This window comes from Streptomyces sp. NBC_01006, assembly GCF_045162725.1.
Lineage (GTDB): Bacteria > Actinomycetota > Actinomycetes > Streptomycetales > Streptomycetaceae > Streptomyces.
The window spans coordinates 181,754-197,692 of sequence record NZ_CP108700.1; the positions used below are offsets into that span (position 1 = coordinate 181,754).

Annotated in this window: 11 protein-coding genes and 1 pseudogene; 5 read left to right on the forward strand and 7 right to left on the reverse strand. The window is 69.7% G+C overall.

What is annotated here, in order from left to right:
* The first annotated feature begins 42 nt into the window (after positions 1-42).
* The 3 genes and pseudogenes from OG509_RS00820 (at position 43) to OG509_RS00830 (ending at position 2,368) form a co-directional block, all read left to right on the forward strand.
* Entirely contained in the window at positions 43-498 is a 456-nt protein-coding gene (locus tag OG509_RS00820; RefSeq protein ID WP_406179194.1) for a hypothetical protein, read from the forward strand.
* 36 nt (positions 499-534) lie between these two features.
* A pseudogene (locus OG509_RS00825) lies at positions 535-867 on the forward strand (transposase family protein); the annotation flags it as partial.
* Between the two features lie 427 nt (positions 868-1,294).
* Complete coding sequence (locus tag OG509_RS00830) at positions 1,295-2,368, forward strand: PP2C family protein-serine/threonine phosphatase (protein WP_406179195.1); 1,074 nt, start codon at positions 1,295-1,297, stop codon at positions 2,366-2,368.
* A gap of 157 nt (positions 2,369-2,525) precedes the next feature.
* Here the strand turns inward: OG509_RS00830 and OG509_RS00835 are convergent, their stop codons facing one another.
* The 4 genes from OG509_RS00835 to OG509_RS00850 form a co-directional block, all read right to left on the reverse strand.
* The gene (locus OG509_RS00835) at positions 2,526-3,302 is read right to left on the reverse strand and encodes an alpha/beta fold hydrolase (RefSeq protein ID WP_406179196.1); all 777 of its coding nucleotides are present in this window, start codon (positions 3,300-3,302) and stop codon (positions 2,526-2,528) included.
* 232 nt (positions 3,303-3,534) lie between these two features.
* A complete protein-coding gene (locus tag OG509_RS00840) occupies positions 3,535-4,911 on the reverse strand; it encodes an FAD-binding oxidoreductase (RefSeq protein ID WP_406179197.1) in 1,377 nt (458 codons plus the stop codon).
* Positions 4,912-5,394: 483 nt separating this feature from the next.
* Positions 5,395-5,526 (reverse strand): hypothetical protein, encoded by a 132-nt coding sequence (locus OG509_RS00845; RefSeq protein ID WP_406179199.1) that lies wholly within the window; start codon positions 5,524-5,526, stop codon positions 5,395-5,397.
* Between the two features lie 103 nt (positions 5,527-5,629).
* Positions 5,630-6,007, reverse strand: coding sequence for a hypothetical protein (locus OG509_RS00850; protein ID WP_406179201.1), 378 nt, complete (start codon positions 6,005-6,007; stop codon positions 5,630-5,632).
* Positions 6,008-6,248: 241 nt separating this feature from the next.
* Between OG509_RS00850 and OG509_RS00855 the strand changes: the two genes are divergently transcribed.
* On the forward strand, positions 6,249-8,747 hold the full coding sequence (locus OG509_RS00855; RefSeq protein WP_406179203.1) for a DUF6185 family protein: 2,499 nt from the start codon (positions 6,249-6,251) through the stop codon (positions 8,745-8,747).
* A gap of 11 nt (positions 8,748-8,758) precedes the next feature.
* On the opposite strand, the gene OG509_RS00860 is transcribed toward OG509_RS00855, so the two are convergent.
* Genes OG509_RS00860 through OG509_RS00870 form a run of 3 tightly spaced genes read right to left on the reverse strand, consistent with a single transcriptional unit; the run spans position 8,759 to position 14,744 of the window.
* Entirely contained in the window at positions 8,759-10,474 is a 1,716-nt protein-coding gene (locus OG509_RS00860; protein WP_406179205.1) for a thiamine pyrophosphate-binding protein, read from the reverse strand.
* Positions 10,475-10,495: 21 nt separating this feature from the next.
* Positions 10,496-11,875 carry a hypothetical protein gene (locus tag OG509_RS00865; protein WP_406179206.1) on the reverse strand — a complete coding sequence of 460 codons (1,380 nt, stop codon included), beginning with the start codon at positions 11,873-11,875 and terminating at the stop codon, positions 10,496-10,498.
* Between the two features lie 13 nt (positions 11,876-11,888).
* Positions 11,889-14,744, reverse strand: coding sequence for a peroxidase family protein (locus OG509_RS00870; RefSeq protein ID WP_406179208.1), 2,856 nt, complete (start codon positions 14,742-14,744; stop codon positions 11,889-11,891).
* 198 nt (positions 14,745-14,942) lie between these two features.
* Between OG509_RS00870 and OG509_RS00875 the strand changes: the two genes are divergently transcribed.
* Positions 14,943-15,557, forward strand: coding sequence for a hypothetical protein (locus tag OG509_RS00875; RefSeq protein ID WP_406179209.1), 615 nt, complete (start codon positions 14,943-14,945; stop codon positions 15,555-15,557).
* Positions 15,558-15,939 lie beyond the last annotated feature (382 nt).

The window sequence follows — 15,939 nt, forward strand, 5'->3', positions numbered from 1 at the left end:
GACGGGATGCCCCGCGCTGCGACCCGCTATCGGAGGTTCACGATGACACAGGTCTCCTCTGCCCGCATTCCACTACGCCAGATCATGGCCGTGCTGTTGACGGCCGCCCTGACGCTCTCCCTCTCGGTGGTGCTCACCGTCACCTCGACGAAAGAAGCAGCCGCCTCGTGCTCCGCCAACCGGTTCAACGGAACGTGGCGCTCGTCCGACGCGAGGCTGAAGCGTATCGACGTGTGGCAGGGAGAGGACTGCCACCTGTACGCCAGGGCCTGGGACGTCTGCGAGAACGACTCGTCGCATATCTGCAGCTGGGGAAACAGGAGAATGGGGGACAGTCCCGAGCCGAACTTCCAGTTCGTCGGATACAACTGGAGCAACGCCGATGAGGTGCTGCAGCTGCGGATGCAGGACAGGTCTCACATCTCGGTGTGGGACAGCACCGACTACCACAACGGTAAGAAGGTCAGCTTCACGGTCGCGATGTACAAGAGCAGTTGAGCCCGCGAAGGGCAGCAACTCCGCCCGCGCCGCTACTGGACGAGACCCCCCACCAAGACAGGTGGGGGCCTCGCCGCTCGTCCCCCGCCCCCGACAGGATGCGAACCGCGCCGGGGTGGACCCCTGTTCGCCGACCGTGCCTACACGGGTGCCGGCTCCTGGGTCACCACCGGACTCAAACGGCCACCGGGCGGCGAGCTCACCCTCACCCAGCGCACCGTCAACCGAGCCCCGGCCGCAGCCCGGGCACCGGTCGAACGCGGCATGGCACGGCTGAAGTCCTGGCAGATCTTCCGAAGATCCCGCATCAGTCCCAACCGCATGACGGTCATCACCAAAGCTGTCCTCACCCTGGAGGGGCAACGCTGAAAACGCTCAGTGGGCCCGGGGTGATAGCGGGCGATATCCCCACGGCGGGGCCCTCACATCGGCACCCAGGGAAGCCCGTTCCTGCTCTGCATACGGACCGCCGTCAGCGCATATCGGGGCAATCCACTCAAGCCGCGACTATGTCGAAGCCCTGCTCCGCCAGCCTGTGCGGAATCGTTTCGTAATTTCTCCATACCGCGCTCACCTAGCCCTCGCTCCGAAAGCCAGCCGACACCGCTGGCTCGTGAACCGCGATGGTCGCCCGGCCCCGGGCGGTGGCAATCCATCAGCGGTTACCGGCTGACCCAAAGGGCGTGCCACGAGTGTGTTGGCGTCAGCGCCTCCTCCGGCTCACGTAGAAGCGGTGTATTCAGGAGGGATGGATCCTCGAGGAGGGCGTGCGGGCGGCAGGCGCCGTTCACGGGAGGTGGGAAAAGCAGTACTGGCGGTCCCGCTCGCGATGATCGCCCTGGTGACAGTGGTCGATGTTCTGGCCCCGTCCGACGTGCACCTCGGCCCGTTTCTGGTCGCCGCCCCCGCCATCACCGCCTCATTCGCCGGACCCTGGATCACAGCCGTCATCGGGGCCGTCGCCGTCCTGGCCCAAGCCGCGACCGCGATGGTGCGTGGCAGCGTGACTGACCTGAACCACACCTTCCAGATCAGCGCGCTCGTTCTGATCTCCGTGATCGTGACTCTCTTTGCCCATCTCCGCGAAGTGCACGAGAAGGAGATGATCCAATTGCGTTCAGTGGCCGAGACCGCGCAACAAGTGGTGCTGCGGCCACTGCGTGAACGGATCGGCTCGCTGCGCATCGCCTCCATGTACCTGTCCGCCGTCGCCGAGGCTCAGATCGGCGGTGACCTGTATGCCGCTGCCCGCACCGCGCAAGGGACCCGGTTGATCATCGGCGACGTACGGGGCAAGGGCCTGGAGGCCGTCGGGGAGGCAGCCCTCGTGCTCGGTGCCTTCCGAGCCGCCGCCCGCCTGGTCGGCGAACTGCCTGCGCTGGTCGCCTACCTGGAGGGAGCCGTCGCCTCGGACCTGGACGACGCCGACATCCCCGCCAAGGAAATCGGTGACCGGAACGAACGGTTCGTCACGGCGGCCGTCCTCGACATCCCCGACCACGAACCGGAGCTCCACATCATCAGCTGCGGCCACCCACCGCCCCTCATGATCCGCGGCCACCACGTCCTCCCTCTCGAGGTGGAACTTCCCGCACCACCCCTGGGCCTGGCCGAGCTCCTGCACCCCGACGTCGCCACGGAGACCTTCGCCTTCTCGCCGGGAGACACGCTGCTCCTCTACACAGACGGCGTTCTTGAGGCACGTGACGAGAGCGGGGCCTTCTATCCCCTGCAGGAACGCATCGCCACTTTCCCCGGCGCAGGCCCGCACGATCTGCTGCGTCACCTGCACAGCGATCTCCTCGCCCATGCCGCAGGAGGAGTCCTGGGGGACGACGCCGCGATGGTCGCAATCCAGCGCGTGCAGTGACGGCCGACCGCGTGACGTCGCGCCGCCAACGCCGGCCGGGGCCCACCCACGCAAGCAGCTCCCCGCTCGAGGTGCTCCACGTGCTCACCACTTCGTCAAGGACACCGCAGGAGGCGCGACTCTGACGGCCGGCCGACCTCTACGACAGAACGCCCGACTACCGGCCGAGGAATCGTTCGACCACTGCCGCCAGCGTCTCTGGGCTCTCTTCCGGGGCGAAGTGGCCGGCGTCGTCGAAAACCTCGAGCTCGGCGTTCGGATACCACTGCAGCCAGGTGGACCGCATGGTGTCGGGGCCCATCGCCGGGTCGTTCGCACCAGCCACGACAAGCACCGGGGTCGGATTTCCCTCGAGCCGCTCGTGGATGTCGGAGCCCCGAGTCCAGGATTCGAGGTAGGAGCGCAAGGCAGCCGGCGAGGAGCGTTCCGAGCCCCTCACCCTGGCATCCAGCCATGCATCGTTGTGCCGACCGCCGGTGGTGACGTCAAAGATCGTCCTGCGGTTGCCGGAATCCTCCACGGCCCCGACGAACAGCTCCCACATCTCCCCTTCGAGCGGGAACCCGGACGCGGGTACCGGTGAGATGCCGACGATAGAGCGGACCCGCGAGGGGGCGTCCAGCAACATCAACTGGGCCGCCTTGCCGCCCATGGAGTGACCGATGACCGAGAAGGTGTTCCAGCCGAGGTCGTCGGCCACGGCGAGGGCGTCCGCCGCGACCTCCTCCATCGTGTAAGCGCCGGGGGTGTCCATCGCCTCGCCGTACCCACGGCAGTCCACGAACGCGTAACTGAACGCGCTCCCGTCCAGGTACCGCCGCAGATGGCCGAAACTCGACCTGCCGCTGAGCCAGTGGTGGAGTGCGAGGACCCGCTCCGGACCGTTGCCCTGTACCTCATACGGAATCACGTGTCCTGCTCCATGGCCTGTCACAATGCTGGGTCTCCCCCTCCGGGCCGGGCCCGGAATCCCGTCGGCTTGTGGATTCGTTCCAACGGCGTAGCAGCGTGAGCGGGCAATCGAAGGCGTCGCAAGCCAGATGAATCCTGCTGGTCAAGCCACCCCGGCCCGGGAACCTCCAGACGATCCCGTAAGGGCCACCTGGCCAGGAAGGCACTTTCGCGTTTCCGCCTCGACAACCGCCACGCCTACCGAAACGGCGAGGCTAAGGCCTGATGTTCTGGTTCAGGTGGAAGAGGTTCCCCGGGTCGTACGTGCGCTTGACCTCGACAAGGCGGTCGTAGTTTCCCTTGTAGTTGGCACGGATGCGGCCCTGGTCGTCGTCCGCCATGAAGTTGACGTAGCCGCCCTCCTCCGAGTGCGGGGCGGTGGCCTCGTAGTAGTCGCGGACCCAGGCGGTGTTGGCCTCATTGTCGGCGGGGTCCGGCCACATGCCCGCGATGACGGTGGCGAAGGAGGCGTCCCGGTAGGCGAAGGCCGTCGCATCCGGGGCGACCCGGTGGCAGGCGCCGTTGATCGGGTAGATGTGGACCGTCGAGTTCACGGCGGGCAGGCGCGGGCCGTGCACCAGGTGCGCCTCGATGGCGGCGTCGCTCAGCTCCGTCACGAAGTTGGCCTTCCAGTAGTGCTGGAGACCGGGCGGCACGAGCGCGTCGAAGGCGCTGTTGAGTGCCGGGTACGGCATGACGCCGACGTGCTCCGCGACCACCGGGGCGAAGTCGTGGAAGGGCTGGAGCGCCCGCTCGCCCTCCTCCGGCGGACCCGCCCAGCACGACACGATCAGAATGAAGGGCTCGCCGTGCCGGTCTTCAGGGATGAACGGCAGCGGCGGGGCGATCTGGAAGGCCGGGAACCCGCCGAGCTGCTCCGGCGCGTCCGCGATGAAGTCCCGGAAGGAGCGCAGGACCGTGCCGGCACTGTCCAGCTCGAAGAGCATCGGCCCGCCGTAGATGTCCGTGACGGGGCTGAGCCGGAATTCCAGGGAGGTCACCGCGCCCAAATTGCCACCACCGCCGCGCAGCGCCCAGAAGAGGTCCTCGTGCTCCTGCTCGCTCGCCACGACGAGCCGACCATCCGCCGTCACCACGTCGGCCGAGACCAGGTTGTCGCAGCTCAGGCCCAGTCCGCGGTCGAGGTAACCGATGCCGCCGCCCAGCGTGAGGCCGCCGACGCCGGTGGTGGAGATGATCCCGCCGGTCGTCGCCAGACCGAAGGCGTGGGTGGCCGCGTTGAAGTCGCCCCAGGTCGCGCCGCCCTCGGCACGCGCCGTCCGGCGTACGGGGTCGACGCGGACGCCGCGCATCGCGGACAGGTCGGCGACCACGCCGTCGTCGCAGGTGCCGAAGCCGGGCACGCTGTGCCCGCCACCGCGTACCGCCAAGTCGAGGTCGTTCTCCCGGGCGAAGTCGACGGCCGCCATGACGTCGCCCGCGTTGGCACAGCGCACGACGGCGGCCGGCCGTCTGTCGATCATGGCGTTGTAGACCTTGCGGGCCTCGTCGTAGGCCTCGTCCTCGGGAGTGACGACCGCGCCGCGCACCTGTTGGCGCAGCTGGTCCGCAGGGAGGTTGCCCATGGCCATCGCTCCTCTTGCCCTGGCCCGGAAGGCGTGGTGCCTGTGGCAGCGGCGCGGCGTCGAACGGTGGAACTTCCCGCGAGCCCCGAGGCCGTCTGCCACTGGACAGGACCTTAGATTCACGCTAGCCGATGGGATGAAGCGTCAGCAGGAACCCCTCAAGCGACCTGAGTAAGAGGCGTTGCCTGTGACGGATGCCCAGCGGGCGGTGCCATTCGACCGCGGAGGTGTCGCGCCGTTTGGGGATCCCTCCCCGGACGGACGAGGACAGGGCCGGCCTGCGGGCAGGGTGGGCCGCGCGCCACTCGCGCGAGCTCAGCGCGGCACCGTCGACGCTCGTGTCAGGGGCGGGGGCGGGGGCGGGGGCGGGGTCACGAAGATCTCGCCGATCCGCCCATCGCGACCCGACAGGTACGAGGTCAACGTGTGGAAGTTCGTTCATGCGGTCCGGATCTTGGTCCGAGCGCTCTTCGGGCGGAGAGGATCCGGTCAGGACGTACCGGGGAGCGGTATGGCGCCCTGTGCGGCGATCCAGGAGTCCGCGAGCTTCGTCCACACGGCGGCTTGGCCAGCGCCCTGGGCCAGGCCGAGACTGTGCGGGCCGTGGGCGAAGACGTGCACGGTGTGTGGTACCTCGTGCGCTGCCAGTGCAGAGGCGAGCCGGTAGGTGTGCTCCGGAGGGACGTAGATGTCCTCGCCGAGCAGGATCAGCCGTGCGGGCCGGTCAGCGCGACCCGCCGCGGCCCGGGCACAGGTCGAGCGGGTCGCACAGCATGACGACCTGGTACGGCCCGCCCTCGTCCACCGCGGCGCCGTGGGGCGCGAACCGCCACTGGGAGGGCTTGACGTGCCGCGTCCGGTCCCGCTTCTCCACGTGGGCGTGCAGGGTGCGCGCGGCAGGGTCGTTCGTCTCGACCATGACCTCGTCGGGGGCGAGCGGGAAGTGGTCGTGGAGCAGGCACAGGCCGAAGCGGTCCAGGTTCCCGTGCTTGTCGAGCACCTCGACGAGGTCCCGTACGAACGCCGCGTCCGAGGGCCTCAGCCCTTCGGCTTCCTCGAAGCGGGGGAGCTTGCGCGCGGTGGATTCCTTGGGGTGGGTCATGGCACGTCCCGTGGAGTGTGGGCAGGCCCCCCGATGCCATCGTCGGCCGCCGAGCGTTCTCCCGCAATCCGGTTGGCGGAGGCCGGGAGGGTGAGCGGGGTGCGGCGGCCGCGTGTTCGGGTGCGGCGGGGTGCAGTGCGTGTTAAAGGGTCTCAGGACGGGGTGCCGGAGGAGACGATGCGAACGGGGCGGGATGGTGCAAACCCGGTGGTGGAGCCTGATCCTACTGCTCACCGCAGCCATGGCGGCGTGGGGCGGGGCACAGCGGGCGCACGCTGTCGACGTCTGTGAGGCGGGGAGGCTGAAGGCCCGCAACGTGAGTGCCAGGCTCGATTTCGACTACCACGACCGCAGCTACGCTCAGGTGCTCTCGACCCTCACCGTCAGTGTCTCGGCGAAGGAATGGCCCCGCGCCACGGATCTGGCACTCAGCGAGAAGTCGGCTCTGTATCAGAAGGCGATGCGCTGCCTCCTCCGGGGGGATGACACCACCCCGCGCAGTCGTGAGTGGCGCTTCCACGACCCGCGGGTGAGCGTCCGGGGCGACCTGGTCACCGTGAATTACGAGGCGACCGCATGGATCGAGCAGAACAGGCCTTTTCTGCTCGGTCCGTGGCGGATCGAGGTCAACAGGAAGGGCGACAACTGGCGCGTCTTCCTCCGGCCGCCGAACACGCTGAAGAATGCCAAGTGGGGCCAGGTCGAGGTCCGACTGGACGGGCTCGAAGCCACCAATGTCTTTCCTCCGCCTTCCTCTGCCGACCCGGAGCGCCTGGTGTGGTCCGAACCGGAACCCTTCGACGTGCGGGTCGAGGTGGATCCCCCCTGGCAGCGCTCCTTCAATGTGGGCGAGCAGTGGCGGACCCTGGGCTGGGTGGGTGTCGCCACTTGGTGGGCGTTCACCTCGCTGGTGAGCGTGGTGGCCGTGCTCTATGCGTCGTGGAAGCAGCCCGGTGCATCCGTTTCACCAGCTGCTTCCGGCACTCCGGGACCGGTCGGCTTTGCAAGGATGATCCTGCTGTGGGCCGTCCTCAGCGCGGTGGTGGCGGCTGTCCTGCGCGTGCTGATCGTGGATCGGCCCCCATCCGCCGGACCGTCCTGGCGCCACCTCGTCGCCATTGCGCTGGCCCTGGTCCTGGTGCTGGCCGCCCGTCCGTGGTGTCACATCAGGTCTTCGTCTCCCCCCACCGCGCAGGAGACAGCAGCCGGCGTCGACGTCAAGGACGCCCAGCGACGTCGGGCCTGGGCGGTGAGCCTGATCGCCTCAGCCGTGGCGGTGTCCGGCTTCCTGTCGGTCGTCGCCCTTCCGGGCCTCATCGGGCTGACACTGCTGGCGCTGGGGACGCTGTGGTTGTGGCTCGCTGCGATGGCGGCATGGGCGTGGCGTTTCGTGCGGGAAGGGGCGATGGCCCGGCGTTCCTGGAACAAGGCGTGGGACGAGGCGCCGATCCGTTCCACGGTGGTTGCGACAGCCCTGCTCGCGGTGATGGCGGCGGCGCTGCTCACCTCCTTCTGGTGGACGCACGCGCGTTTGTGGAGTCGCGTCTACTGGCTCATCGACGAGCCCGAGACCGCCCGCGACCGGGAATGGGTCGGGTTTCTCGTCCAGTTCCCCTACTCAGGACTCACATGGGTCTACGCCTACGCGTGGCTGCTGACGGGCATCGCGCTCGTCGCGTTGCTGCAGATCCGTGTCAGAGACCGGCAGGGTCGGCCCGAAGAGTGTGACGATGGACCGCCGTTGGGGCCGGCCAAGGCCGATCTCCTGCTGACCGTCGCGATCTTCACCATTTCCGTGGGATTCCGGCAGGTCGAGTTCGCGGGTTCCAACCTGCTGTTCGGTGTCTGGCTCCTGCTGATGATCGCCTCGCTGTACGCCGTGGTCACGGTCGGCCGGCGGTTTTCCGTACTGGGTCGTACCGAAGAGGAATTCCGCGTTCGAAGACTGGGCACCAAGCGGCGCCGGCACGTATTGCTGAACAAGGCCCACGAGTTCCGCAACCTGCACCACAAGCTGTACGCGCTGGACCGTGGCCGGGCGGAGGGAGACCTCTCACGCGAGGAGGTGGAAAAGAGGCTGGACGGGCTGCACCACTGGCTGTTCGCCGGGCGGGGCAAGGGGCATCCACCAGCCCAGATCTCCGTGCTGGACGCAGCCCTCAGCTGGGGGCCCGGCGACGACTGGTGGGACAACGCCAAGAGTGCCGCGCGCCTGGCATTCTGCTTCGGGTTCCCGGCCAGTCTCGCCCTCGTCTGGCTGAGCTACCTCAAGGACGACCGGACCCAGATGGCCACGTTCCAGAGTCTCACAGGGCTGCCGGAGATCGCGGCGAAGTGCCTGGCGTGGCAAGTGGCATGGGCCGGAGGAGGCCTGGTCCTGGGGGCGCTGTGGCGGGTGCTCCCCGGACGCCGAAGTCCGGTGCGGGCGCTGAGCCTGACCGCCGCCTACGCCATCCCCGTCTGTGTGGGCGCCCTGGTCACCCAGATCACCGACACGGAACTCGGGTACGTCTTCCTGCACGTGGCGCTGATGCTCCTGGTCCTGACGCTCACGAGCATCTGGATGGACATGGAGACCTTCAGCGAGGAGAGGAGGTTTTGGCCCAGCGGCGTCGGCCTGCTGCTGTCGGTCTACCAGCTGCGGGGCCTGTCCACGCAGGTCGCCTACCTGGCCGCCCAGCTGGCGATCGTCGTTGGCGTGTGGCGCAGCCTGGCCGGCAGCGACTCCCGGCCGAAGTAGGGTCCGCCCCCTCAGTCCAACGCGTCCCGCAGGCGCTCCTCCATCGTCTCCACCAGCCCCGGGATCACCCCGTCCGGCGACGGGCTGTAGTGCGGCACCGCCCACCGCGTGATCCGGGCGTCGATCAGCGCGGGCCGGCCCGAGGCCAGGGCCGCGCGGAAGGCCTCCTCGAACTCGGACAGGGTCTCCACCTTGTAGCCCTCCGCCCCGCACGCGCGGGCGTACGCCGCGAAGTCAGGGTTCCGGAACTCGACCAGCGCGGACTCGCCGTACGTGACCAGCTGGAAGAGCTTGATCAGCTTGAACTGGCCGTCGTTGAAGATGACCCAGATGACCGGGATCTCGTTCTCCACGGCGGTCATCAGCTCGAAGCCGGACAGCGAGTAGCACCCGTCGCCGCAGCCGACGACCACCGTCCGCTCCGGATGGGCGACCTTCAGGCCGATGGCCCCGTTGACGTGTCCGGCCATCGGCCCGAAGGAGCCGGCCTTGCGGAAGTTCTGCCCCTCCTCCAGCTCCACGTAGTAGCCGAGCCACGCCAGATGGGCCCCCGCGTCGGCGAGCAGCACCCCCCGCGGCGGCAGCATCCGGCCGATCGACTGCGCGAGCTGCCCCGGGTGGATCCCTCCCGTCAGGTGGGTGATGTGCCGGGCCTCGTAGTCCCGTCCGTCGACCTCCACCGGCGGGACATCGCCGACCCTCCGCTCCAGCGCGTCGGTCAGCGCGGCCACCGCCGGCCGCGCGTCGGACAGCAGCGCGTGGTCGGGCGGGTAGGCCTTGTGGAACTCGCCCTCGGAGATGTTCACGTGGATGAGCAGCTTGTCCTCGAAGAGGTCCTGGCGGTAATTGAACGTCGCGTGCTGGTTGAGGGAGTTGCCGACGCACAGCACCACGTCCGCCTCGCGGAAGGCCTTCCACGCACTGGAGTGGCCGCTGTCCGCGAAGACGCCGACCGCGAGCGGATGCCCCTCGGAGACGATGCCCTTGCCGTCCAGGGTGGTGAGCAGCGGGATCCGGAAGCGTTCGATCAGCCGCTTGATCTCGGGTCCCGCCCCGCTGCGCACCGCGCCGAAGCCGACGAGCGCGACGATCCGCCGGCCCCGCGCGAGGGCGTCCGCCAGTACGTCCGCGATCTCCTCGACCCGCGCGGGATCGGGCAGCACCGGCGCCACGTCGAGCTTCACCGGCCGGAAGTTCCGTACCTCGACGCCCCGGTGGGTGAGGTTCTCGGGTACGTGGATGTGCACCGGTCCGGGCCTGCCCTCGAAAGCGGTGTTCACCGCCTCCTCCAGGACGTCGCAGGTGTCGGCGGCATCGGTGAGCAGGAAGGACTTCTTGGTCGTGGCGGCGAACATGGCCTGGGAGTCGGGCGTGCGGTTCAGCCCCGAGGTCTCGTTGAGCGAGCCCCATCCGCGCCATTCCATCGACGCGTACCCCGAGACGGCGAGGACGGGATAGGAGTCCGACATGGCCACGGCCAGCCCCGAGAACAGGTTGAACGCGCCCGGCCCGGCCGTCGCGAAGCAGAACCCCAGCCTGTTGGTGTACATGGCGTAGCCGCAGGCCATGAACGACGCGGCCTGCTCGTGGCGCGTGATGACGGGCCGGATCAGCCGTGAGTGCTTCAGCGCCAGCATCAGGCCGGCCGTGTTCTCCCCGGCACCGCCGAAGGCCGCCCGTACCCCGACGCCCTCCAGCCCCTTGACGATGGCCTCGTAGACCCTCATCGCCTCTCCCTTCCGGTAGGGCTACGTGTCCCAGTGGGCGGCGTGCCGACGGTGTGCCTCGGTCAGGCCGCCCCGGAAGAACCGGTCGTAGTACTCGGATTCGACGTGGTGCGTCTGCAGCCAGACGCCGGGCACGTGGATGGCGTCGGTGTGCGCGGGGAAGCGGCCGTGGGTCTCGTGGACGTACACGCAGATGTCCCGTGCGCAGTCGATGACCTGCCGGTCGTACTCGCTCGCCTCCGCGAGGTAGCGCTGCGCGTAGTCGTCCTTGTAGACGCGGGTGAAGAGCTCCTTGTCCGCGTAGATGCCGTCCTTGCCGAACTTGGACCGGACGACGGAGTCGACGGCTTCCGCCATCGACGGGTAGTGGGGCGGGCAGGCGGCCTTGATGAGGTGTTCGCCGCCGGCCCGCAGTCCCACCGGGTGGGCGCGCAGGGCCGCGTACTTCGGCAGCGGTACCTGCCAGCGAAGCACGTCGAGGGGGCGGAACTTCGGGGTGACGAAGTCGAAGCCCAGCATCCGGCCGTAGGCGCGGGAGAACTTGGGGTCGCCGAGCATGATCTGCGGGCTGATCGTGGCGTGGATCCAGGCGCCGAGCCCCATCGCGTCCGCGACCAGCATCATGTTCTGCAGCAGCAGATCGGCCTCGATCTGGGTGCGCATCGGCCCCAGGGCGCCGAGCGGCATCTTGATGTCGGGATTGAGGAAGCCGTTCTCGACCCACTTGCGCACCCCGGCCGGGCGGTAGAAGTTGCGGTCGTCGACGAGGGTGGGCCGGGCTCCGTCGGGCTGGGTGAGCAGGTACATCAGGGCGTTGACGTACTGGTGGGAGAGGTCGACCACCGGCAGGAACAGGGTGGTGCCCGGCAGGTTGGACAGGAACCGGTTGGAGTCGAGGTAGGCCGGGAAGTCGCGCATCCCCTCGGCGACGTCCAGCCGGTGGTCCAGTACCCGTACCTTGGCCCGGCGGGCCCGCTCGACCAGGGTGTCCTGGTCGAAGGGGTGCCACGGGGCGGGCGGCAGTTTGCGCAAGTAGTACGTGCCACTGTCGTTGATCATGAAGAAGTGGGTGGCCTGCGCGTTGTCGGGGCTGCCTGCGGTCCGCCCGGTCATGTTCAGGTTCGGCTTCGCCATGATCGGTTTGTGGTCGCGCGGGTCCTCGAAGGGCCGGTCGGGCATGGTGAGCCCGGAGGAGCCGGTGAGGGCGATCAGCACCGCCTCCTCCAACTCGTCCAGCGGCCGCGGCGGGTGCGGGGAGCTGTAGCTCATCGACCCGGCGGGTACGGAGGCTCCCCGGCTGACCCGGTGGGTGCGCCGGCCGAAGACCGTCTCCAGCAGCGGCCGGGCGAGCAGCTCTTCCAGGCCGGGGTGGCGGCGGCCGGGGCCTTCGGGTGCGGACATGGCCCCTCCCCGTTCAGCCGCGGCCGTCGTGGTTGCGGACCGGCTGGACCGGGCGCCAGGGCGCGAAGGCGCTCGCCCCGCGCGGCAGCACGCCCGCCAGCTCGGGGCAGTGCCGCAGGATGACGCTCGTCATGCCGTTGCGGGCGACCCAGTCCATGCCGAGCGGCGTGTAGATCTCGGGCCGGAAGTCGACGGTGAGGAATCGGTCGCTCTGCAGCCGCCGGCTCGCCATCAGGATGAAGACGCGGAAGGCGGTGTCGCTGAAGCCGAACCCCGCAGGCGGGTTCTCGGCGAAGAGCCCCACCACCGTGTCGACGTCGTCCACCGAACGGTAGACGTCCCGCAGCCGCGCGACCGTCTCCGGATCCTGGGACAGGTCCTCGAACCGGCGGATCCGCGGCTTGTGCAGCCCGGCCCGGAAGTCGTTGTAGCGGGGGACGCCGCGGCGGCGGGTGCGCACCAGGTCGACCACGGACAGGTCGATCACCTCCCCGTCGCGCCGGAACGCCTGGAGCGAGCGCGGGAAGTTGTGCAGGGTGATGGCCCCCGGGTTGGCGATGCCCAGCGAGTACAGGGAGTCCACCAGGCCGGTCTTGCGCATGAGCGGCTCCGCCGCGGCGCCCTGGAGGTCGTCGAAGCCGAGGGTGTCGAGCCGGCGGCCGAAGCGGTGGTCGACGAACTCGTAGTCGTCGGGGATCAGCGGGTGCATCCGGTAGACGGTGACGAACTCCTCCGTGAGGGCGTACGGGGCCCCGTGGTGGTCGGGCAGGGTCCTGGGGATGCCGCCCTTGCCGTTCGCCTCCAGCAGCCAGACGCCCAGCTGGTCGAGCCAGTTCTTCGGCGGCCCCTCCCAGTTCGTCCGCATCCCGATGTCGAGCGTCTTGGTGGCCAGGATCGCGGGAGTCCACTCCACCGTGTGGATCTTGGCGATGAGGGCGGAGACGACCAGCCGCGCCGTGTGGTAGATCCGGTCCTCGTCCAGGTGCGGGTACTCGTGCCGCAGGGCCTCGCACACCGCGTTGTGCTCGCGGGCGAAGAGGGTGTGCACGGCGCTCAGGCCGAGCCACCAGTTGTCGCTGAACCCGGTGACCGGCAGGCCGTCCGCGCTCGTCGGCAGGTGCCCCCGCTCCAGCCGCAGCCCGGCGCCGCCGCCGGGCTCGCGCAGGGACGTGGCGACGGCCTGGTCGCCCCCATACACCTCCGAACCGTCCCACCAGTGCGACACGCCGCCGGCGAACACGATCGGCGGCCGCCCGCTCCCGGCCGCGTCCAGCGGCTCGTCGTCACCGAAGCGCATCACCTTCTCGCGCGGTCCACCCGGGGTGTTCTGCCAGTCGGTGCCGGGCGGCAGCGGCACCTCGACGCTCCTGGTGCCCACCGGGACCCGCTTGTGGTTGACCCAGTCGTGCACCTGGAACTGGATCCAGGCCGCGGCGATCACGTTCAGCGACTTCGCCGGGATAAAGGCCTCGCGCCGCAGCAGCTCCCTACTCACGGTCACCGGGTTCGGGGTGTCGAACCGGTCCGGCCGGTACACGGGCGGCATGGAACGCCCGAAGGTCGCGCCGACGGCGCCCATCCGCGGCTGCGACAGGTCGTTGTAGCTGCCGTCGTAGCTGCGCCTGACCAGCAGCTCCTCGTCCACCGGCGGCTCCACCGGGCCCGCCTTGGGCGGCGCCTCGTGCACCTCGGTGTCGATCAGGTTGTGCCGGCGCAGCGTCTGCCGGAACGCCATCAGGTTCAGCAGTGCGACCGGGGTGGGCAGCCGGTGCCACGGGACGACCCGGTTCACGGAACGGAAGGCGGCCCGCAGCGGGGTCCCGAGCAGGACGTTGCGGCGCGGCTCCACGGTCACGAAGCGGCGGCCCAGACGGTGCGCGCTGCTCGCCTCGTAGGCGAGCTTGCGGGCACGGTTGAGGTTCCCCAGCGGACGGAAGCCCTCCGCGGTGTGCCACGGGTTGAAGGCCAGCAGGTCGACCCGCGCCTCGGCGGCGCGCGCCTCGGCCGTGTGGACGTCCTGGCGCGGGACGGTCAGCGTGGCTACGGGCACCACGGGCGCGTCCCGCTCGCTCCACTCGGCAGCGCCGTCCTCGACCGGGGTGCGCCGCGGGTCCACGTAGCGCTGTACGCACAGCTCGAAGACGATGTCCCCGGCACCCAGCCTCTGTGCCAGCTCGCGCCGCAGGCCGTCGGGACCGGCCGGCGCCCCCGCCGGGGCGGCGCCCGGAGCGGGCCGCAGCTGGTAGCGCACCGGCCCCGCGGCGCCCCACAGGATCGCGCCCCGGCTCCAGTACGTCTCCAGCGCCAGGCTGGACACGGTGCGCCTGCTCCCCGCGACGACGTTGCGCCGCATGCGGCCCGCCGTGGACCAGCCGACCGCCAGGGGCAGCTTGACGAACAGCGCGAACCCCTGTGCGGGCCGCGAACCGGCGCCCGCCATGGCCTTGGCGAAGGCCACGAACTCGCGCGCGTCGCGGGCGTGGGAGACCGGGAAGCTGGTCATCAGCAGATCGTGGGTCTCCTCGGGCCCCACCTCGACGCGCAGCGCCGCCCCGCGCAGATCGGGCACGGAGTCGGGCCGGCGGACCCCGCTGGCGTTGGACAGCCGGACCGTCACCGGGTACTCGGCCCCGGGCCGGGCGAACCCGGTCCGCAGTTGCTCGGGCAGGTCGTCGCGGAACCGCAGGCGCCCGTTCTCCACGCAGAGGACCGCCTTGGCGTGGAAGGTCCGCTCCAGGGCGGCGGCGCCGCTGCGCCGCTTCACCTTGAGCTGCACGCGCAGGAGCTCCTTCGCCAGCCGCTCGAAGGCCAGCCGCTCGGTCTCCGGGCTGCCGCCGACGTATCGCTCGTACCGCTCGACCTCGTCCATGCGTGCCTCTTCACGAAGGGGGCTTCCGGGGGGCTTGCTTGCACTCCCCACGAGGTTTCCCTACGCGCGCGGCGGTGTCGTGCCGAGCGGGGCAGACGGGTTCCCGGCGTGGCCCCTTCCGGTGGCCCCGGCCCCACCCGCCGGCCCACCGGGGACACGGAGTGGCGTCCGCGCGTCCGGGAGGGGAAGGCTGTACTCGTGAGAGCGCCCTTGCGCTCGCCCCCGGGACCGGGAGCCGGCGGTCACCACCAGGTCCTCTTCGTCCTCGCGGAGTGCGTGCCCTTCGCGATCGCCCTGCTGGTGCTCCTGATCGAGCTCACGCCCGCGCACGTCGTCTACACGGGGCCCCTGCTGGTCGCGACACCCGCCCTGGCGGCGGTGACGACGGGACCCAGGGGCACGCTCGTGGCGGCGGGCCTGGCCGTCGTCGTCAGCGTGATCACCGCCACCCACAATCACGCCTGGCGCGGCCAACAGGCCTACACCAACCCCCTCGCCCCGTCCCTGGTCACGGCGGCGAGCTTCACGACGAGCCGCGCCGCCCGCACGCGCCGGGAGAGCCGGCTCAACCAGGTCCGCCGGATCGCCGCGGCCGCCCAGGAAGTGCTGCTGCGGCCGGTCCCGGACCGGCTGGGCCCCGTACGGGCTGGATCAACTGCAAGGTTTGCGAAAAGAGCTCACGTGCCCCGGGAGCGCCCCCGCGTCAGGGTGCGCCCGGCGCGGCGCGGGGTGAAGCTGGTATTGACGTGTTGGTGTCGCTTGTCCTCAAAAGAGCTCCCCTGCGTACACGACTCGGGTTCACAGCCGCCGTGATCATGGCGGCTCTTGGCTCCATGGGCCCCGTTGCGGGGGCTGCCGTATCGGCTTGTCGGCGGGCCGGTTTGTGTGGCCGGTCACGGAACGTTGAGTACGACTCCAGTACCGGTCTTTGGACCTGCATGGGCGGCACGTACGACTGCGAACCCATCACCGAGACCTGAACAGGACGGCCGCACGCGCTTCCCGGAACACGGCCTGGACACCTGACGGCGGAACAGCCGATGGCTGGGCCGGGCCGGAAGCGAGCGTTGGTCGGGCGAGCAGGAGGCGTGGGCATGAGGGTGCAGGGCAGTTCTGGGCCATTGCGAGTGCAGGCCATCGCCGGGACTCATGTCGTGGTGTTGGGGTTCGACCACGATCGAGCTGACATGAATGG